This window comes from Streptomyces sp. NPDC090741, assembly GCF_044769045.1.
Taxonomy (GTDB): domain Bacteria; phylum Actinomycetota; class Actinomycetes; order Streptomycetales; family Streptomycetaceae; genus Streptomyces.
This window is the reverse complement of the sequence record NZ_JBIVXF010000018.1, coordinates 137176-155531: the sequence shown is the minus strand read 5'-3', so window position 1 is coordinate 155531 and position 18356 is coordinate 137176. Positions and strand designations below refer to the sequence as shown.

Here is an 18356-nt window from a genome sequence, read left to right as displayed (position 1 = left end):
GGTTACGGGAGGTCCGCGGCTGTGCGGAGGGTGGCCGCCGCGGCCTCGGTGAGCGGGTCGCCGTGGCCGAAGCAGGCCACCGACGGGGACAGCCCCGCCAAGCGCCGGAACGAGGCCTGGGCCCCCGCGCGGTCCACGTTGAACACGCCCAGCATCACCCGGTCCACCCCCGCGATGCAGTCGCCCGCGAACAGCACTCCGTGGCGCGGCAGGTGGATGCCGATGCTGCCCGGCGTGTGGCCCGGGGCGTGGACCACCACCGCGCCGCCGCCGAACGGGAGCACCTCCCCGTCCTCGACCTCCCGGTCGACCCGCGTCGGCGGCGCCGGCGGCACCGTCAGGCCGTGTGCGTACAGCGGGAGTTCCCAGTCCAGCAGAACCGGCTCCGGGACCGGGAGCTCGCCCCGGATCACCGGGGCCTCCAGCCGGTGCGCCAGCACCTGTGCACCCCAGCGCCCGGCGAGTTCCTCCGCGGCGCCGACGTGGTCGCGGTGGCAGTGGGTCAGGACGATCCGCGCCAGCCGCTCCGGGCTCAGCCCCAGGGAGCGAACGGCCTCCTCGATCGCCGCCGCGGCGCCGACGTGGCCGGAGTCGATCAGGGTCAGGGCCTCACCGTCGCGCCACAGGTACGCCTGGCCGATCGGGAAACGGAGCATGTGGAGCCGCTGCGGGAGTACTTCGACAAGATCCATGCCCCGAACGTACGTCCCTGTCCGTCCGTCGGCTCCGCTCCCGGCCGGCCTTTCACCGGGAGCGGAGTTCGCCCGTAGCGCAGGCCGACAGGCCGGCCGGTCCTCAGGTCAGCCGCGCTTGGACTCCGCGTAGTTGACCAGGAACAGGGCCTCCGCGACCGACAGCCGCTCCAGCTCCTCCGGTGAGACGCTCTCGTTCACCGCGTGGATCTGCGCCTCGGGCTCGCTCAGCCCGATCAGCAGCATCTCCGCCTCCGGGTAGAGCGAGTTCAGCGTGTTGCACAGCGGAATCGATCCGCCCATGCCGCTGATCTGCATCTCCTGGCCCGGGTAGGCCTCCTGCAGGGCCGCCCTCATCGACGCGTACGCCGGGCTGTCGGTGTCCGCCCGGAACGGCTGGCCCTGGCCGACGACTTCGAGTTCGAGGCGCGCCTGCCACGGAGTGTGCGCCACCAGGTGCGCCTCCAGCAGCTTGACGGCGTCGGCCGTGTCCACGCCCGGCGGCACGCGCAGGCTGATCAGCGCGCCGGCGCTCGCGTGCACCGAGGGGGTGGCGCCGACGACCGGCGGGCAGTCGATGCCGAGCACGGTGACGGCCGGGCGGGCCCAGAGCCGGTCCGCGATGGTGCCCTCGCCGATCAGCTCGACCCCGTCCAGCACCTTCGCGTCGGTGCGGAAGTCCGCCTCCGGGTACTGCAGGCCCTCCCAGACGGCGTCCGAGGCCAGGCCGTCGACGGTCGTCGAACCGTCCGCGGCGCGCAGCGAGTCCAGCAGCCGGATCAGCGCGGCCAGCGCGTCGGGCGCGGCGCCGCCGAACATGCCGGAGTGCAGGTTGCCGCCCAGAGTGTCGATCTTCACCTTGATCAGGCACATGCCGCGCAGGGTGGCCGTGACCGTCGGCAGGCCGAGCCGGAAGTTGCCCGTGTCGCCGATGACGATCGTGTCGGCGGTCAGCAGCTCCGGGTGCGCCTCGGCGTACTGTTGGAGGCCGCCGGTGCCCTGCTCCTCCGAGCCCTCGACGATCACCTTCACGCTCACCGGCACCCCGCCGTTGGCCTTCAGCGCGCGCAGCGCCAGCAGGTGCATGATGAACCCGCCCTTGCAGTCCGCGGCGCCGCGCCCGTACCAGCGGCCGTCGCGCTCGGTCAGCTCGAAGGCGGGGGAGATCCAGGCGGCGTCGTCCAGCGGCGGCTGCACGTCGTAGTGCGCGTACAGGAGGACGGTCGGCGCACCCTCCGGACCGGGCAGGAAGCCGTACACCGACTGGGTGCCGTCGGGGGTGTCGAGGAGCGCCACGTCCTGGAAGCCGTCGGCGCGCAGCGCGTCGGCCACCCAGTTGGCCGCGCCCTCGCTCTCGCTCTGCGGGAACTGCGCCCAGTCCGCCACCGACTGGAAGGCCACCAGCTCGCTCAGCTCCTGCTTGGCGCGGGGCATCAGCGAGGTGATGGTCTCGGCGATCGGATTCTGGGACATGGGCACGCTCCTCTTGGGTGCGACGTTGTGTAGGTGTACGCCGTGTACGCGTACGCCGAGTATGTGTACGCCGAGTATGTGTACTCGGCGGTACGTGTACACCGCCCGCATCCGCGTGGTGGGCGTATGCCGGGTACGGCGAAAGACAGTCCCGATCCTCGCACAGCAGGACGGGCCGGACTCGCGCCGTAGGATTTGGCTGCATCGGAGCAACCGCATGATCAGGAGCAGCAGCACATCGTGAGCAGCGACGACAGCACCGTCGGGGGACCCGACTCAGCAGCAGGGCAGGCCGCTCAGGGGGCGGAGGACGGGGTGGCCGAGGTGCCCGGGGGCACAGGTGAGGTGTGGGACGTGGTCGTGGTCGGGGCCGGGCCGGCCGGCGCCTCGGCCGCGTTCGCGGCGGCGAAGGCAGGGCGGCGCGTACTGCTGCTGGAGAAGGCCGAGCTGCCCCGGTACAAGACGTGCGGCGGCGGGATCATCGGCCCTTCGCGCGATGCCCTCCCGCCCGGTTTCGTCCTGCCGTTCAAGGACCGGATCCACGCGGTCACCTTCTCGCTGAACGGGAAGCTGACCCGGACCCGCCGTTCGCGGCAGATGCTCTTCGGCCTCGTCAACCGGCCGGAGTTCGACGCGGCGCTGGTCGCCGAGGCCGAGAAGGTGGGTGCCACCGTCCGTACGGGTACGGCCGTCACGCGGGTCGAGCAGCACGGGGCGGCGGTGCCCGACCGGCGCACGGTCGCCGTGGTCCTCGCCGACGGGGAGACCGTCCTGGCGCGCGCGGTGGTCGGCGCGGACGGCAGCGCGAGCCGGATCGGCGCGCACGTCGGCGTCGAGATGGAGCAGGTGGACCTCGGCCTGGAGGCGGAGATCCCGGTTCCGGAGACGGTCGCGGACGACTGGAAGGGGCGGGTGCTCCTCGACTGGGGCCCGCTGCCCGGCAGTTACGGCTGGGTCTTCCCCAAGGGCGACACCCTGACCGTCGGGGTCATCTCGGCGAAGGGCGACGGGGCCGCGACCAAGCGGTACCTGGAGGACTTCATCGCCCGGCTCGGACTCGCCGGGTTCGAACCCGCCATCTCGTCCGGGCATCTGACCCGTTGCCGCAAGCCCGAGTCGCCGCTGTCGCGGGGCCGGGTCCTGGTCGCGGGCGACGCGGCCGGACTGCTGGAGCCGTGGACCCGGGAGGGGATCTCCTTCGCGCTGCGCTCGGGCCGGCTGGCCGGGGAGTGGGCGGTGAAGATCTCCGAGGCGCAGGACGCGGTGGACGCGCGCCGCCAGGCCCTGAACTACGCGTTCGCGGTCAAGGCCGGACTGGGCGTGGAGATGGGCGTCGGCAAGCGGATGCTGACCGCCTTCGAGGCCCGGCCCGGGCTGATGCACGCGGCGATCACCGGCTTCCGTCCGGCGTGGCTGGCCTTCGCCCGCATCACCCGGGGTGCGACGACGCTGCCGGACCTGGTGCGGACGTATCCGATCGCCCGCAAGGCGCTGCACATCCTGGACGGCAAGCAGGCGCGGAACCGGGCCGCGGGCCCGGAGCAGGGACAGGGACAGGGGCAGGAGATGGAGAAGGCTTAAAGCGCCGGCCCGGGCCCGGGGGGCCGGGTACGGCGGCCGGGCTCTTCCTGGCCGGGGTGTGGACGAGGGTGGCGGTCTTGCCGGGTGTGCGGGCAAGGCCGCCGCTGCTTTTGGGCGGGGCGGGGTGCAGCGTGGCGTGCGCCGTGTTCCGTGTGCGTCAGTTCGACACGGTGATGCGGAAGACCGGGTGGTCACCGGATGTGGCCTGGAGCTCCGCGTCGGTGGACCGGGCGGTGACGCCCTGGAAGAACCGGTTGACCTCCCAGCCCCACTTCTCCAGGTAGGTGCGCAGGACGGCGGCCTTCTGCACCGGGTCGGTGATCTCGGTGACCGTGAAGGTACGCACCTTGCGGCCCACGCGCAGCTCACCGCCGCCCGCCACCCGCATGTTGCGGACCCACTGCGAGTGGCCGCGCGCCGACACCAGGTACTGCTCGCCCCGGTGCGTGTGCGGGTTGACCGGGATCCGCTGCATCTGGCCGGACTTGCGGCCGCGCACCGACAGCTCGGCGGTGCCGGCCAGGCTGATGCCGAGCCGGGCCAGCTTCCCGAAGAGGGAGTTGAAGCGGGTGGCGAGCGGGCTGGCCTGGACGTAGTACGGGGTGGGCGCGTTCATGGCTTGCTCCGGGGCGTTGGGAGAGCGGTGCTCTCGCTTGAGATCAGTGTGCACGGATAGCCTTCCCAAAACAAGAGCACCGCTCTCTGAATGGAGCGACGCTCTGATTTTTGGGCAGTGCTCTGACTTCTGGCACACTGCTCGTATGAGTACCGTGCGCGGGGCCCGGGAGCGGGCCCGTATCGAGGTCACCGCCGCCATCAAGGACGAGGCGCGCCGCATGCTCGCCGCCGAGGGCGCCGCCAAGCTCTCGCTGCGCGCCGTGGCCCGCGAGCTGGGCATGGTCTCCTCGGCCCTCTACCGCTACTTCCCGAGCCGCGACGAGCTCCTCACCGCCCTCATCGTCGACGCCTACGACAGTGTCGGCGCCGCCGCCGAGGAGGCCGACGCCCGCGCCCGCGCCGCCGGCGCCGCGCCCCGCGAGCGCTGGACGGCCGTCTGCGAGGCCGTCCGCGCCTGGGCCCTGGACCACCCGCACGAGTACTCCCTGATCTACGGCTCCCCGGTCCCCGGCTACAGCGCCCCCATGGACACGGTCGCCCCCGCCTCCCGGGTCGGCAACACCTTCATCGGCATCGTCCGGGCCGCCCACGCCGGGCGCGGCCTCGCGCTGCCGCCGCTGCCCGCCGCCCTGCGCCCCGAGGCCGTACGGATGACCGCGGACTTCGCCGAAGGGCTGCCCCCGGAGGTCACCGCCGCCCTGGTCGCGGCCTGGGCGCAGTTGGTCGGCCTCATCTCCTTCGAGCTGTTCGGCCAGTTCAACCGGGTCGTCGAGGACCGCGCCACGTTCTTCACGCACGCCGCGGGCCAACTGGCCCACGGGGTCGGGCTGCCCGCGGTATGACGGCCCGGGCGGCCGTCCGCACGACTTCTCGTACGGCCGTCCGTACGACTGCCTGTACGGCCGTCCGTACGGCCGCGTGATGCGCGTGATTCGCATGATGAGGTGACAGATCGCTTGTCTGTTCCTCACATCAATACGAGTGGTTCGGCTTTCACCGAACGGGCGCCCGTCTAGTGTTCGTCGGGTCGTGCTCCTGCCCCCGCCCCTTGTCGGAGGAACAGCCATGGCCCGCGCCGTGAAGGCCCTGTACGCCGTCCTGGTCACCTCCTTACTGGCCGCGCCGGCGCCCGCCGTGCCCGCCTCGGCCGGCACCGTGGCCGAGGACGCAGTCCCGGCCCCGAGACCCCGGGCAGCCGGCGTGCGGGGCCTGGAGATCGGCGTCCCCGCGTACGCATGGGCCGGGGACCACATGCTCGGCGACCTCGTCGCCACCACGCCCGCCGCGTCCGTGGTCGTCCTCAACCCGGGCAACGGCGACGCCCCCTTCGACGCCCGCTGGCAGGCCCGCGCCGACGCCCTGCGGGCCGGGACCACCGCCACCGGGGAGAAGACGAAGGTCCTCGGCTACGTCCACACGGACCACGGCAACCGCGACGTCGCCGCCATCAAGGCCTCCGTCGACAACTACCTCAAGACCCGCGACGGCCGCCTCCACGTGGACGGCATCTTCTTCGACGTCGTCAGCCGCGACTGCGGCCCCGGCAACGCCACACGCGACCACTACGCGCAGCTGCGCGAGTACGTGCAGGACACCATGGACGCCGCGGACCCCACGGCCGCCGAGCTCGTGGTCGACAACCCCGGCACCGCCATCGCCGACTGCTACCTGGAGCCTGGCCACCGCACCGCGGACGTCTTCGTCACCTTCGAGGACACGTACGCCGCGTACACGGGAAGCGGCTGGCTCGGAGGGAACGTTTTCGCAGAGTCGGGCGGCTACCGCGCCGGCACGGAACTCGACCCGACCGGCACCGCGTTCTGGCACCTCGTCCACGCCGTCCCGGACGCCACCGCCATGCGCACCACGCTCCGCACGGCCTTCGACCGCGGCGCCGGATACGCGTACGCGACCGGCACGCGGATGCCCAACCCCTGGGACGAGTCGCCGAGTTGGAAATACCGAAGCCAGACGCTGTACGCCGCCACGCTGGGCTGACGGACGAGGCGGTCAGCGGCCGTCGTTCTCCGGGCGGCGGGCGAAGCGCCACAGGACGTGGGTGATCCGGAACAGGAACACCGCCCCCGCCAGGACCCCGGCCGCCACCGTGAGCACCGCGTCGGCGGTGGGGGAGACGTCGAAGACCAGAGCGGGGCCGTACACCGCCCCGAAGACGAGCGCGGCCGCGAAGCACCCGCTGACGAACGCGTAGCCGATCTCTATCGTGATCGCGTCGCGATCCTCCTGCGTCCGTCGCCCCATGCACGCAGTGTCACAGCCCGTACCGCCCCGTCACAAGAGTGCCTTGAGGCTGTTTCGACTTGCCCGCGCGGCGCGCCCCCGGCTCCCGCCCCGCCCCGCCCCCCCCGGAATCCGTCAGCCGATCCCGGCCGCCTCGGCCCACTGCCGCGCCAGCGACTCGTCCCCGGTCACCCCGGGTCCCATCAGCGGAAGGCGGTTCCACAGCGCCGCGTACAGCCACGACGCCGTCCCGATCACCTCGCAGTCCGCCGGGTCGCCCGTGTCGCCCGACACCGTGCGGGGCGGCTCCGGCGACAGGTGTACGGTCCACACCGCGCCCGTGTCGGCGGCGCGGACCCGCATCACCCGCGGCTCCTGCGTCCGCATCCGGCTGCGCGGCCGCGCGTGGAAGCCGGTCAGCAGCTCGTCCACCCCGTCCTCGGCGAACTCAGGTGCCACCGGCGCGTAGACCACGCCGAGCGCCGCCTCCGCGTCCATCCGGTGCACGGCCGTCTCGTGCGCCTGCCGGCGCGCCCAGAACGCCAGCGGTGACGGCGCGGCCGTCGGCAGGAAGGTCCAGCACTGCACGTCGGCCGGAGCCTCGGTCAGCGTCCGCACCAGGGCCTCGTGACCCTCCCGGTACCAGGCCAGCAACTCGGCGCCGACCAGCTCCGGGGCGTCCGGGAACGGGCCGGGCTCCACGACCGCGTCCCTGACGTACCCGGCGGCCCACCGGTGCACCGCGCCCGTGTGCCGCACCAGATCGGAGACCCGCCATCCGGGACAGGTGGGCACGGGGGCCTCCGTACCCGCCCGCTCGGCCGTGTCGGCGAGCAACTCGCCTTCCTGCGCAAGCGTCTCCACATACTCCGGGATCTTCATGCGGGCAGTCTCGCACCGGCCACTGACAATGCCGGTGAGAATGGAGCCATGGACGGGGAACTCTTCCCGCGCGAGCGGACCGAGATCGCCCCCGGCGCCGTGCACGTGCCCGACTGGCTCGGGCCCGGGCGCCAGCGGGAGCTGCTCGCCGCCTGCCGCGCCTGGGCGCGGCCGCCCGCAGGCCTGCGCACCGTACGGACACCCGGCGGCGGGACGATGACCGCCCGCCAGGTGTGCCTCGGCCTGCACTGGTATCCGTACGGGTACGCCCGCACCGCCGTGGACGGCGACGGGGCTCCCGTCAAGCCGATGCCCGGCTGGCTCGCGGAGCTGGGGCGGGAGGCGGTGGCGGCGGCGTACGGGAACGACGATGAGGCCGAGGCCGAGGCAGCGACCGCGGCTCCGTACGCGTACGACATCGCGCTGATCAACTTCTACGACGGCGACTCCCGCATGGGCATGCACCGGGACGCCGAGGAGAGGTCGGGGGCTCCGGTGGTCTCCCTCAGCCTTGGCGATACGTGCGTCTTCCGCTTCGGCAACACCGACTCGCGGGGCCGCCCGTACCAGGACGTCCGGCTGCGCAGCGGCGATCTGTTCGTCTTCGGCGGCCCGGCCCGGCTGGCCCATCACGGGGTGCCGAAGGTACTGCCCGGCACCGCCCCGCCCGGGCTCGGGCTGACCGGGCGGCTGAACATCACCCTGCGGGTCGGTGGCCTCGGGGCGGCCCCCGACTGATCGGCGGCGCCGCGCACACCGCCGATCATGCGAGGATCGCTGTCATGAACGGCAACGGGGCCCCGCCGCGGGTGGGGGATGTGACCGCGGTGTCCGCGCTGTCCGCGGCGTCTTCCGCATCGGCGGCCGAATCCGCGTCTTCGGGTGCGTCTTCGGCCGGGTCTGCGGCTGCGTCTTCGGCGAGGACCAAGCTGGAGCGGGGCCGCGGCGCCCTCGGCCCGGCGCTGGAGCTCGTCCACACGGGCCGGGCCCCGACCCGCGCCGTCCTGACCGCCGAGCTCGGTGTCACCCGCGCCACGGCCGGGGCGGTCGCCGCCGAGCTGGAGGCGCTGGGCCTGATCCGCGTCGACTCCCGCCCGGGCGGCGCGGGAGGCACCCAGGGCCGCCCCTCGCACCGGCTCTCCATCGACGAGAACGGTCCCGTGGCGCTGGCGGCTCAGGTGCACTCCGACGGGTTCCGGGCCGCGCTGGTGGGCCTCGGCGGCCGGATCGTGGCCACGGCGCCCGGCAAGGTCACCGTCTCCGCGGATCCGGCCCAGGTGCTCGGCGAGGTCGTCGAGGCGGGCGCGGCCCTGCTCGCCGAGACGGGCCGCCGCTGCATCGGCGCGGGGCTCGCGGTGCCGTCGGCGGTCGCGGAGCCGGAGGGTACGGCGCTGAACCCGCTGCACCTGGCCTGGCCGGCCGGGGCCCCCGTACGGGCCATCTTCACGCAGTGCGTGAAGGCGGCCGGGATCGACGGCCCGGCCCTGACCGGGAACGACGTCAACCTCGCCGCGCTCGCCGAGCACCGGCACGGCGCGGGCCGCAGCGCCCAGCACCTGCTGTGCGTGGCCACCGGCCACCGCGGGGTGGGCGGCGCGCTCGTACTGGACGGGCGCCTGCACACCGGGAGTTCGGGGCTGGCCCTGGAGGTCGGCCACCTCACGGTCAACCCGGAGGGCCGGCCCTGCCACTGCGGCAGCCGCGGCTGCCTGGACGTGGAGGCCGATCCGCTGGCCTTCCTGACCGCGGCGGGCCGCACCCCGGGCCCGGAGGTGTCGCTGCTCCAGCAGGCCCGCGACCTGCTGCGCGAGGAGTACGCGCAGCAGGCGGTACGGGCGGCCGCCGAGGAGCTCATCGACCGGCTGGGCCTGGGCCTCGCGGGGCTGGTCAACATCCTGAACCCGGACCGGATCATCCTGGGCGGGCTGCACCGGGAGCTCCTGAACGCGGACCCGGAGCGGCTGCGCGCGGTGGTCGCGGACCGCAGCCTGTGGGGCCGCAGCGGGGGAGTACCGATCCTGCCCTGCACCCTGGACCACAACAGCCTGGTGGGCGCCGCGGAGCTGGCCTGGCAGCCGGTCCTGGACGACCCGCTGGGCACGCTGGGGGCGGCGGCTTAGGGGGTGCCGGGCGGGCCGGGCCCGGCCCTGATCCGCCAGACACCCCCCCCGACCGTCCCGGCCGCGCCCGGCGCCGGGTGAGGCTTGGCGCCGGGCGGGGCCCGCCGCCGGGTCGACGGCAGCCCGCCGGCGCCCTGGCAGCACTGGTGCTGCCGGGGCGTGGTGCGCGGGGTCCGCGGGGTGCGGCGGCGGAACCCCTACCCGGGCCTGGCGCCGACCGAGGCCGCCACCGGCACGGCTGCCGGGAGGGCGGTCGGGTCCACCGCGACCACCACCGCCGGCGCGGGCTCCCGTACGGGCTTGGAGCCGCTGCCGACCGGGGCGGCGCGGAGGGAGAACCAGACCACCTTGCCGGGGCCGTCGGCCTGGTTCCGCGCCCCCCAGGCCTCGCTGACCGCCGCGACCAGCGCGAGCCCGCGCCCGCAGGTCTCCAGCGCGTCCGCGGCCGCCTCCCGCAGGACGGGAAGCCGCGGATCGCTGTCGTACACCGAGACCGTGAGCCGCCCCAGCCGCAGCTCGATCTCGACCGTGCACGTCTTGTCCGGCTGCGCATGGCGGTGGACGTTGCTGAGCAGCTCTGTCACGCCGAGCGCAGCCCGGTCTATGAGCGGATCGAGCTGCCAGTGGCGCAATTGTGCTGAAACGATCCTTCGGATCTGTCCGATCCGGGACGGCAAGGCCTGCAGTTCGACGACGCAGTGCCTGCGGGAATGACTGATCACGGCTGCGACTCCCCGACATGAGTGTTACGGGTGCTGCACCCTCAGTAATGCTCCACCAGGGTCACCCACGGTGCCCGTGTATGCAACCGAACGCGATCGAAAGCGATCCGCATAGATACCCAAAGTGACTGTTTGTGCAGGTGAGGGAGGTACATTGCGAAAGCAGGGGGCGAAAAAACGCACGAAGGAGCAAGGCGCATGAGCACCACCCGAACCTCCGGTACGACGGCTACGACAATCGACGTCGACCGTAGCGACGCGGATTACCGCGCCTGGCTGAAGGAGGCCGTCCGCAAGGTTCAGGCCGATGCCAACCGCTCCGCCGACACCCATCTGCTGCGCTTCCCGCTCCCCGAGGAATGGGGCATCGACCTCTACCTCAAGGACGAGTCCACGCACCCGACCGGCTCCCTCAAGCACCGCCTCGCGCGCTCGCTCTTCCTCTACGCGCTGTGCAACGGCTGGATCCGCCCCGGACGCCCGGTCATCGAGGCCTCATCCGGCTCGACCGCCGTCTCCGAGGCGTACTTCGCGAAGCTGATCGGCGTTCCGTTCATCGCCGTCATGCCGCGTACGACCAGCCCGGAGAAGTGCCGGCTCATCGAATTCCACGGCGGCGAATGCCACTTCGTGGACGACTCGATGAAGATGTACGAGGAGTCCGCGGAGCTCGCCGCCCGCACGGGCGGGCACTACATGGACCAGTTCACGTACGCGGAGCGTGCGACGGACTGGCGCGGCAACAACAACATCGCGGAATCGATGTACCAGCAGCTGCGGTTGGAGCGTTATCCCGAGCCGGCGTGGATCGTGGCGACGGCGGGTACGGGCGGTACGTCCGCGACCATCGCGCGCTACGTGCACTACATGCAGCACGACACCCGGGTGTGCGTCCCGGACCCGGAGAACTCCTGCTTCTTCGACGGCTGGACCAACAACGACCCGCACGCGAGCAGCGATTGCGGCTCGCGCATCGAGGGCATCGGGCGGCCGCGGATGGAGCCGAGCTTCGTGCCCGGAGCCATAGACCGCATGATGAAGGTCCCCGACGCGGCGAGCGTCGCGGCCTGCCGCGCCCTCGAACAGGCCATCGGCCGCAAGGCGGGCGGCTCGACGGGGACGGGCGTGTGGAGCGCGCTGAAGATCATCTCGGAGATGGTCGCCGAGGGCCGCAAGGGCAGCGTGGTCACCCTGCTGTGCGACCCGGGCGACCGCTACCTGGACAAGTACTACTCGGACGAGTGGCTGGCCGCGCAGGGCCTGGACATCGCCCCGTACACGCAGACCCTCGATACCCTGCTGGCGACCGGCGTCTGGCGCGAGCCGGCGGCCTGACGGGGCGGGCGCCGCCCACGACGGGTCGTGTCACCGACCGGCGGCCGGGCGGTGGGACGTCAGACGGGCGTCCAGTGCGCGGACCGCCGACCGGAACGACCGCCCCAGGAGCGGACGCGCGGCGGTGAGGGCGAACCGGAGCGGCGCCGAGCCGTCCACCGCGAACGTCCAGCGGACGAGGGTGCCGGAGCAAGGGTCGGCCGGGGTGAGCCGCCACTCCTCCAGCAGGGCGCGGATCCCGGGGACGTTGGTCTCGTCGACCCGGTACGCATAACGCCGCTCCGGGTCCGCCGCCATGATCGTCTCCTCGAAGCGGGTCCCGCCGGCCAGCCGGACCTCCCGGCCCGCGCCGCCGTGCGTCGGCCGGGCCAGGGTCACCGCCCCGAACCATTGCGACCACCCCTCGACGTCCTCGGCCAGGGCCCGGTACACGGCCTCGGGCCCCGCCGTCGTCCGGGCGGCGAAGCGCAGCCGGGTCGGGGCGTCCTCGATGAAGTCCAGCCCCACCGGGCGGAGTCGGCGAACCATGGTGGTCCCTCCTGGGGGTGCGCAGTGGAACGTGCGTCCGCGTACCTTAGCTGTCGGATCGTCAGATGTCCGCTGCCCGGACGCCGCTGCGCGGGCCCGCGCACGAGGCCCGGTACGAGGCCCCGGTACGAGGCCCCGGGCCGCGAAGGTCACCCGGACACCCCCTAGGCAGGGGGTCCGGGGCGCGGGATGCTGGAGGTGCGCTGAACCCCGCCCCGCGAGCGGAGGCCGTTGTGCCGGACACCCCCCAGCCCCCGCAGCCCCTGCATCCCCTGGCCCTCGAACTCCTCACACCTCCACGCCCCCTGGCCCTCGAACTCCGAGTGCACGGAGTCCACGGCGCGCCCCCCGAGGAACTGCTCGGTGATCCGCGCACCGTGCGGATCACCGGGGACTCCACCGCCGCCGTGTTCCGGCGCGCCGCGGACGTCGACGCCGAGGCCCACCCCGAGTGGTACGCCGGCCGGCCCGTGGTCGAGGCCTACTGCTGGTCCCGGCTCACCTCCGGCAACGGCTCCCGCGCCCTGTGGCTGCTGCTCCTGCCGTTCATGGTGGTCAACCTCGCGCACTGGGCCAGGCCGGCCGCGCCCGCCACCGGTCCGGCCCCGCGTGCGGTGCGCACGTACGGGGTCCTCGTACGGGTCCTCGCGCTCAGCCTCACCCTGCTGCTGATCGCGGCCGCCTGCGAGGTCGCGCTCGACCTCCTCGCCTGGCAGTGCGCGGGGTCCGGCGCCTGCACCGGCTCCCGGTCCTGGCTCGGTTTCCTGGAGCCGGGTGGCTGGTGGGGCCAGCCGGGGCGGCGGCTCGCGCTCGGCGCGCTGGTCCCGGCCGCGCTGACGGGGCTGCTGTGGTACCTGTCGAACCGTACGTGGAGCGCCTACGAGTCCCAGCCCCCGCCGGCGGACACCGCCGTCCTCGCCGCCGAGCCGGACGGTACGCCCGCGCTCGGCCGGCCCGGATTCTGGTACGGGCGGCGCATCGTGGCCCGGCTGCGCGCCGCGCACACCGCCGCCGGGCTGCTGATCGTCGCGGCCGCCGTCGCCGCGCCCACCGCCCGCTACGACCGCCGCTCCGGCGGCGGCCCCGTACTCGAAGCCCTCGGCTGGGCGGTGGAGGCGGCGCTCGCCGCCGGGGCCGTCGCCGTCGCCTGGGTCGTCTGCCGGCGCGGCCGCACCGAGGACCGCGCCGACCACCGCCTCGACCGGGCCGCCGTCACCCTGCTGCCCGGCTCCGCCCTCGCGCTGCTCGCCGCCGTGCTGTTCTACGCCGGCTGGTCGCGCCCCGGGTGGACCTCCACCGGGCGGCTCCCCGGCGACTTCGCGTTCGGCGTGCTCATGCTCGGGCAGGGGTGCTGCGTCCTGCTGCTCGCCGCCGTCGCCGTCCGCCTGTACCGGCTGGCCCCCGACCCGGCGACCGCCCTGTACGGGCTCGGCGGCCCCGGCATCGCCATGCTCGGCTGCGCCCTCGGCGGGGTGATGTCCGGCGGGGTCGCCCAGCGGGTCGCCGACTGGCTGGACGGCGGGGCCTCCCCCTCGGCGGCCGGGGCGCCGGTGCCCGCGCCGCCCGTGCTGCTGTCCTGGCAGGCGGCCGTACTGCCTCCGCTGCTCCTCGTACTGGCCCTGCTCGCGGCCTGGTTCGCCGTACGCGGGGTCCTCGCGCGGGGCCGGCTCGCCGCCGGGGTGGCCGCCGAGTACCCCGGGGAGCCGCCCGACGAGAACCGCAGCCGCCGGATCGCCGGAGCCCGGGCCGCCGCCGCGCTCACCGACTCCGCGCCCTGGTTCGTGGCCGCGGTCTCCGGGATCACCCTGCTGCTCGGCGGGGGCGCCCTCGCCGGGGCCTGGCTCAGCGGGCAGGTCCCGGGTGAGGCGGCCCGCGGCGCCCACCCGCTGCTGGAGACCGCCGCCCGCGCGGCGCAGGACGCCGGGTCCTGGCTGATAGGCCTCGGCATCGCCGCGTTCGTCGCCTGGGGCCGCCGTGCCTACCGGGATCCCGCCGCCCGCCGCACCATCGGCGTGCTGTGGGACGTCGGCACCTTCTGGCCGCGCGCCGCCCATCCGTTCGCACCGCCCTGCTACGCCGAGCGTGCCGTCCCCGACCTGACCTGGCGGATGACCGGCTGGACCGGCCGCACCGGCGGCCGCCTGGTCATCTCCGGCCACTCGCAGGGCAGTGTCCTCGCGGCCGCCGCCGTCTGGCAGCTGCCGCCGCAGGTCCGCCGCCGGGTCGCGCTGCTCACGTACGGCTCCCCGCTCCGGCGGCTCTACGGGCGTTGGTTCCCGGCGTACTTCGGCCCGGGCCCGATCGCCGCGCTGCACGCCGACATCGACTGCTGGCGCAACCTCTGGCGCGCCACGGACCCCATCGGCGGCCCCGTCCTCCCACCGGCCGGCACCACCCCGACAGGCCCCGTCCTCCCACCGGCCCCGAGCTCCGCCCAGACCGTGGCCCAGGCCGGTCCAGCCGCCTCGGCTGCCGCTCCTACCGGCCCTGCCCCCGCCCCCGCCGACTCCGTCGACCGGGGGCCGCTGGCCGATCCGCTCGCCTACGGACGCAGCGCCCGCTACCCGCTGCCCGCGCCGATCCTCGGCCACTTCGACTACCAGGCGGACCCGGCCTTCGCCGCCGAGCGCGATGCCCTCCTGGCGCGGCTGGCCGGACCGGCCCGCCACGCCCGGTTCCGGCCGACCGGGCACGGCAACACACCGGCCCCACACTCCGCAGCCGCCGCACCACCCGCACCCGTCACACCGGATCCGGCCACCCCGGCCGTGCCCGGCCCCAGGGTCAGCAAGGCGTCGACAGCGCCGGAAGCGTCGGAAGCGTCGGGAGATCCTCCGGGAACAGGAGGGTGAGTTCGTCCGTGCCCGGGTCCGGGAGCTGCGCCACCCGGCCCGCATGGCGCTCGACCATCGACTCGAAGGTCTGACGCGCCGTGCGGCCGTTGCCGAAGGCCTGCCCCTTCGGCAGCTCCGTGAAGTACGCCAGCAGCGCCTTCGCGGTGCCCTCCCCGAGCCGGTACTCGTGCTCCTCCGCCTGCTGCTCCACGATCCGCAGCAGCTCCTGCGGACCGTAGTCCCCGAAGGTGATGGTCCGCGAGAACCGCGAGGCCACACCCGGATTGACGGTCAGGAACCGGTCCATCTCCGCCGTGTACCCGGCGACGATCACCACGACCGCGTCCCGGTGGTCCTCCATCAGCTTCACCAGGGTGTCGATCGCCTCACGCCCGAAGTCCCGCCCGGAGTCCTCCGGAGCCAGCGCGTACGCCTCGTCGATGAACAGCACCCCGCCGCGCGCCCGGTCGAACGCCTCCTGGGTACGGATCGCCGTGGAACCGATGTGCTCGCCGACCAGGTCCACCCGGGAGACCTCGACCAGGTGGCCGCGCTCCAGGACCCCGAGGGAGGCCAGGATCTCCCCGTAGAGCCGGGCCACCGTGGTCTTGCCCGTGCCGGGGCTGCCGGTGAACACCAGATGGCGGCGTACCGAGGCGGCCTTGAGGCCCGCCTGCTGCCGCCGCCGGCCCACCTCGATCATGTCGGTGAGCGCCCGCACCTCGCGCTTGACGCTGTCCAGGCCCACCAGCCCGTCGAGCTGCCCCAGGACCTCGCCGGAGCCGCGCGCCGCCCCCGGCGGCTCCCGGTCCGCCTCCTCCACGCCTCGCGGGGCCGGCACCTGCGTGGCCTCCACCGCCGGGCCCCGGACCGCGCCGACCGTACGGATCCCCGCGCGCTCACCGGCCGGAGCCCCGGCCGCGGCTCCGGCCGACTGGGCGGCGAGCCGTGACCCGGACTCGTCGCTGGTGCAGTCCTCGGCCACCGGGCCGTCCTCCGCGAACTCGTAACCCCCGCGCGCGCAGCGCTCGGTGTGGCAGCGGGTCAGCGTGGTGCGGCAGCCGTCGATGACGTGGAAGCCGAAGCCGGAACTGCCCGTCACCCGGCAGGACTGGAAGCTCCCGCGGCCGCCCGCCGACACGTAGAACCCCGCCTCGGAGGGGGAACTGACCGTGCACCGCTCCAGCTCGGGATCGGCCCCCTTGGTGACGATCACCCCCGTCTGGACCGCGTCGATCGTGCAGTTGGCGAGGGTGCCGCCGCTGCCGTGGTCGCGGAACCAGGCCCCGGTCGCCGCCTCCCGGATCCTGCAGTCGTCGACCTGCGCGGTGGCCCCGTCGCTCACCGAGACGGCCGTGTTGCGCACCTGGGAGAGGTCGCTGTCGACCACGTCGGCGCGCGAGCCCCGGTCCAGGACGAACACGGCGTCCGGTACGTCGTGCACCCGGCAGGAGCTCAGCGAGGCGGTGGCCCCGTCGCTGATCCACACCGCCGGATAGTCGCCCGTACTGTCGTGGATCTCGCACGACTCGGCATCCACCCGGGTACCCGGATCCCACACCGACAGGCCGTTGCGGCCGAACCTGCGGACGGTGGTGCGGCTGAGCGTGAGCACGGAACGGGAGCGCAGGTCCACCGCGTTCTCCGGGATGTCGTGGATGTCGCAGCCGGCGATCGTCAGCACCGCGTCCGTGTCGAGGGTGACCCCGTCCGTCGAAGTGCGGTGCACCGAGCAGTCGGTGAGGCGGGCCGCCGCACGCGAGGCGATCTGTACACCCGTGCCCTTGATCTCGTACACCTCGCAGCCCAGCGCCTCCAGGCCCGAACCCTCGCCGGTGACCGCGATGCCCGCACCCGAGGCATGGTGGATCCGGCAGCGCTCCAGCCGCGGCCGCCCGCCGCCGCGGACGGAGACCCCGGTCTGCCCCGCGGCCACCACCTCGCACTCCTCGAACACCCCGCCGCCGCCGTCCAGTACGGCGATCCCGACGCCCGCCGGGTTCTCCACCGTGCACCGCCGCACCAGGGGCCGGGCTCCGCCGCGCACCTCGATCCCCGCCGCGGACCGGGTGCTGACCCGCAGATCGGTGAGCTCGGGCGAGCCGTCCTCGACCAGCAGCGCGGGCGCCGCCCGGTCCTGCCCCTCCAGGTGCAGGTCCTGGACCACGGCCGAGGCGCGCACCGTCAGCGCGACCCCGTCGAGCGGGGCGATCCGTACCGACCCCACCGAGCCCTCCGGCCCGCGCAGGGTCACGGCATGGTTGAGTACCAGGTTCTCCCGGTAGGTGCCGGGAGCGATGGACAGCACATCCCCGTCGCCCGCGACGGCGAGCGCGGCGGCCAGCGTCGGATACTCACCGGAGCGGCGCCGCCACCGCGAAGACCCGCCGTGCGTCACCTGGACCGTGCCCTGTGCCATGGTGCTGTCGTGCCCCCGCCCTCGTGCTCGTGCCATCGAAGCGACTGAAACCACCGCCGCCGCCCGCCGCCTTGGCGGCGACCGACTCTGGCCGCTCCACCGTAGCGCGCGCGGAGCCGGTGAGATGCCAGGTCAGCTGCCCGCGCCCGCCCGGCCCCAGTCCGGTCCCGCCGCCGCCCACGCGCGGTCCAGCCGTATGTACCGACGATGCATGAGCCTTCGTACGACGAGGCGGCGGACCGTCTCCACCAGCGCGGCCGCGCCGAGAGCGGCGGCCAGGCCCACCACCGCCGCGTGGGCGCTCGCCAAAGACGCGTCGAGGGGACGCCCCACGAGCCGGCCCTGCGTATCGGTCCATATCCGGAACCGGTCGCCCGCCTGCGGCGGTTCCTCCGCGGCCGGCACCGTGCCCTGGTGGCTGCTGCCGTCGGGCGCCGTCCAGGACGCCACGATCTGCGTGCGCTGCGGGGTCTGCCGCTGCGCCGACGGATCGGCCTCCGTCCCCGCGGGCGGCTCCGCGGGCGGCTCCGCGGCCGGCCGGACCACCACCGCCGGGACGAGGTACCGCTCCTGCCGCTGTTCGCGCGCGGCCCGCTGCAGCGTGCCGTCCACCTCCAGGCCCGCGACCGTGCCGACGGCCGGAGCCACCAGCAGGACGCACACCAGCGCGGCGAACGCCACCCATGCCTCGAAGAGATCAGTCTGCCGGCGCAGTGGATTGCGCCGCCAACGCCACACACCCGTTGCTGTCCACACGGTCCGGCACCCCCTTTGCCTCCGTCTGCCTGCGGTCCAAGCCTCCCGCGCCCCCGGGCAACGCGCATTCCGGGACGCGCGGCAGCCGTGTCACCCGATCCGGTGCATGAAGTCCCGGAAGCGCGGCCTCAGCCGCAGCCGTAGTCACAGTCGTA

General features: G+C 74.0%; 16 protein-coding genes. 7 read left to right on the top strand and 9 right to left on the bottom strand.

The features are described 5' to 3' along the window. Positions 1 to 2 precede the first annotated feature (2 nt). Together ACIQU4_RS35660 and ACIQU4_RS35655 are read right to left on the bottom strand one after the other, a co-directional pair. The gene (locus tag ACIQU4_RS35660; protein WP_403739891.1) at positions 3 to 692 is read right to left on the bottom strand and encodes an MBL fold metallo-hydrolase; all 690 of its coding nucleotides are present in this window, start codon (positions 690 to 692) and stop codon (positions 3 to 5) included. 108 nt (positions 693 to 800) lie between these two features. After that, the gene (locus ACIQU4_RS35655) at positions 801 to 2165 is read right to left on the bottom strand and encodes a dipeptidase (protein ID WP_403739887.1); all 1365 of its coding nucleotides are present in this window, start codon (positions 2163 to 2165) and stop codon (positions 801 to 803) included. Between the two features lie 345 nt (positions 2166 to 2510). On the opposite strand from ACIQU4_RS35655, the gene ACIQU4_RS35650 reads away from it, so the two are divergent. Further along, the gene (locus ACIQU4_RS35650) at positions 2511 to 3746 is read left to right on the top strand and encodes a geranylgeranyl reductase family protein (protein WP_403740052.1); all 1236 of its coding nucleotides are present in this window, start codon (positions 2511 to 2513) and stop codon (positions 3744 to 3746) included. 157 nt (positions 3747 to 3903) lie between these two features. Here ACIQU4_RS35650 and ACIQU4_RS35645 read toward each other — a convergent pair whose 3' ends face one another. Then, a complete protein-coding gene (locus tag ACIQU4_RS35645; protein WP_403739884.1) occupies positions 3904 to 4362 on the bottom strand; it encodes a nitroreductase/quinone reductase family protein in 459 nt (152 codons plus the stop codon). 145 nt (positions 4363 to 4507) lie between these two features. On the opposite strand from ACIQU4_RS35645, the gene ACIQU4_RS35640 reads away from it, so the two are divergent. Both ACIQU4_RS35640 and ACIQU4_RS35635 read left to right on the top strand, forming a co-directional pair. Further along, on the top strand, positions 4508 to 5206 hold the full coding sequence (locus ACIQU4_RS35640) for a TetR/AcrR family transcriptional regulator (protein WP_403739881.1): 699 nt from the start codon (positions 4508 to 4510) through the stop codon (positions 5204 to 5206). A 223-nt stretch (positions 5207 to 5429) separates the two neighbouring features. Beyond that, entirely contained in the window at positions 5430 to 6362 is a 933-nt protein-coding gene (locus tag ACIQU4_RS35635; RefSeq protein ID WP_403739879.1) for a spherulation-specific family 4 protein, read from the top strand. A gap of 12 nt (positions 6363 to 6374) precedes the next feature. Here ACIQU4_RS35635 and ACIQU4_RS35630 read toward each other — a convergent pair whose 3' ends face one another. Then, positions 6375 to 6626 (bottom strand): DUF6332 family protein, encoded by a 252-nt coding sequence (locus ACIQU4_RS35630; RefSeq protein ID WP_403739876.1) that lies wholly within the window; start codon positions 6624 to 6626, stop codon positions 6375 to 6377. 114 nt (positions 6627 to 6740) lie between these two features. Next, positions 6741 to 7487, bottom strand: a complete 747-nt coding sequence (locus ACIQU4_RS35625) for a maleylpyruvate isomerase family mycothiol-dependent enzyme (protein WP_403739873.1) — start codon at positions 7485 to 7487, stop codon at positions 6741 to 6743. Positions 7488 to 7535: 48 nt separating this feature from the next. Between ACIQU4_RS35625 and ACIQU4_RS35620 the strand changes: the two genes are divergently transcribed. Both ACIQU4_RS35620 and ACIQU4_RS35615 read left to right on the top strand, forming a co-directional pair. Beyond that, positions 7536 to 8225: an alpha-ketoglutarate-dependent dioxygenase AlkB family protein gene (locus ACIQU4_RS35620; RefSeq protein ID WP_403739870.1), complete on the top strand. Its 690-nt coding sequence runs from the start codon at positions 7536 to 7538 to the stop codon at positions 8223 to 8225. Positions 8226 to 8269: 44 nt separating this feature from the next. After that, positions 8270 to 9607, top strand: a complete 1338-nt coding sequence (locus ACIQU4_RS35615; protein ID WP_403739867.1) for an ROK family protein — start codon at positions 8270 to 8272, stop codon at positions 9605 to 9607. Between the two features lie 197 nt (positions 9608 to 9804). Here the strand turns inward: ACIQU4_RS35615 and ACIQU4_RS35610 are convergent, their stop codons facing one another. Further along, entirely contained in the window at positions 9805 to 10329 is a 525-nt protein-coding gene (locus ACIQU4_RS35610) for an ATP-binding protein (RefSeq protein WP_403739864.1), read from the bottom strand. Positions 10330 to 10527: 198 nt separating this feature from the next. Here ACIQU4_RS35610 and ACIQU4_RS35605 point away from each other — a divergent pair, with 198 nt between their 5' ends. Beyond that, positions 10528 to 11664 (top strand): PLP-dependent cysteine synthase family protein, encoded by a 1137-nt coding sequence (locus tag ACIQU4_RS35605; RefSeq protein ID WP_403739862.1) that lies wholly within the window; start codon positions 10528 to 10530, stop codon positions 11662 to 11664. 30 nt (positions 11665 to 11694) lie between these two features. Here ACIQU4_RS35605 and ACIQU4_RS35600 read toward each other — a convergent pair whose 3' ends face one another. Next, positions 11695 to 12192 (bottom strand): SRPBCC family protein, encoded by a 498-nt coding sequence (locus tag ACIQU4_RS35600; RefSeq protein WP_403739859.1) that lies wholly within the window; start codon positions 12190 to 12192, stop codon positions 11695 to 11697. A 263-nt stretch (positions 12193 to 12455) separates the two neighbouring features. On the opposite strand from ACIQU4_RS35600, the gene ACIQU4_RS35595 reads away from it, so the two are divergent. After that, positions 12456 to 15044 (top strand): hypothetical protein, encoded by a 2589-nt coding sequence (locus ACIQU4_RS35595; RefSeq protein WP_403740049.1) that lies wholly within the window; start codon positions 12456 to 12458, stop codon positions 15042 to 15044. Here the strand turns inward: ACIQU4_RS35595 and ACIQU4_RS35590 are convergent. Then, positions 14977 to 17445: a right-handed parallel beta-helix repeat-containing protein gene (locus tag ACIQU4_RS35590; RefSeq protein ID WP_403740046.1), complete on the bottom strand. Its 2469-nt coding sequence runs from the start codon at positions 17443 to 17445 to the stop codon at positions 14977 to 14979. The two genes, ACIQU4_RS35595 and ACIQU4_RS35590, sit on opposite strands and share 68 nt — an antisense overlap. A gap of 132 nt (positions 17446 to 17577) precedes the next feature. Further along, the gene (locus tag ACIQU4_RS35585; RefSeq protein WP_403739856.1) at positions 17578 to 18201 is read right to left on the bottom strand and encodes a hypothetical protein; all 624 of its coding nucleotides are present in this window, start codon (positions 18199 to 18201) and stop codon (positions 17578 to 17580) included. Between the last annotated feature and the right edge of the window lie 155 nt (positions 18202 to 18356).

What these genes read in the sequence shown, in the direction of transcription:
- ACIQU4_RS35660 (WP_403739891.1), bottom strand. Translation starts at nt 692, where the DNA reads ATGGATCTTGTCGAAGTACTCCCGCAGCGGCTCCACATGCTCCGTTTC.
- ACIQU4_RS35655 (WP_403739887.1), bottom strand. Translation starts at nt 2,165, where the DNA reads ATGTCCCAGAATCCGATCGCCGAGACCATCACCTCGCTGATGCCCCGC.
- ACIQU4_RS35645 (WP_403739884.1), bottom strand. Translation starts at nt 4,362, where the DNA reads ATGAACGCGCCCACCCCGTACTACGTCCAGGCCAGCCCGCTCGCCACC.
- ACIQU4_RS35640 (WP_403739881.1), top strand. Translation starts at nt 4,508, where the DNA reads ATGAGTACCGTGCGCGGGGCCCGGGAGCGGGCCCGTATCGAGGTCACC.
- ACIQU4_RS35635 (WP_403739879.1), top strand. Translation starts at nt 5,430, where the DNA reads ATGGCCCGCGCCGTGAAGGCCCTGTACGCCGTCCTGGTCACCTCCTTA.
- ACIQU4_RS35630 (WP_403739876.1), bottom strand. Translation starts at nt 6,626, where the DNA reads ATGGGGCGACGGACGCAGGAGGATCGCGACGCGATCACGATAGAGATC.
- ACIQU4_RS35625 (WP_403739873.1), bottom strand. Translation starts at nt 7,487, where the DNA reads ATGAAGATCCCGGAGTATGTGGAGACGCTTGCGCAGGAAGGCGAGTTG.
- ACIQU4_RS35620 (WP_403739870.1), top strand. Translation starts at nt 7,536, where the DNA reads ATGGACGGGGAACTCTTCCCGCGCGAGCGGACCGAGATCGCCCCCGGC.
- ACIQU4_RS35615 (WP_403739867.1), top strand. Translation starts at nt 8,270, where the DNA reads ATGAACGGCAACGGGGCCCCGCCGCGGGTGGGGGATGTGACCGCGGTG.
- ACIQU4_RS35605 (WP_403739862.1), top strand. Translation starts at nt 10,528, where the DNA reads ATGAGCACCACCCGAACCTCCGGTACGACGGCTACGACAATCGACGTC.
- ACIQU4_RS35600 (WP_403739859.1), bottom strand. Translation starts at nt 12,192, where the DNA reads ATGGTTCGCCGACTCCGCCCGGTGGGGCTGGACTTCATCGAGGACGCC.
- ACIQU4_RS35590 (WP_403740046.1), bottom strand. Translation starts at nt 17,445, where the DNA reads ATGGCACAGGGCACGGTCCAGGTGACGCACGGCGGGTCTTCGCGGTGG.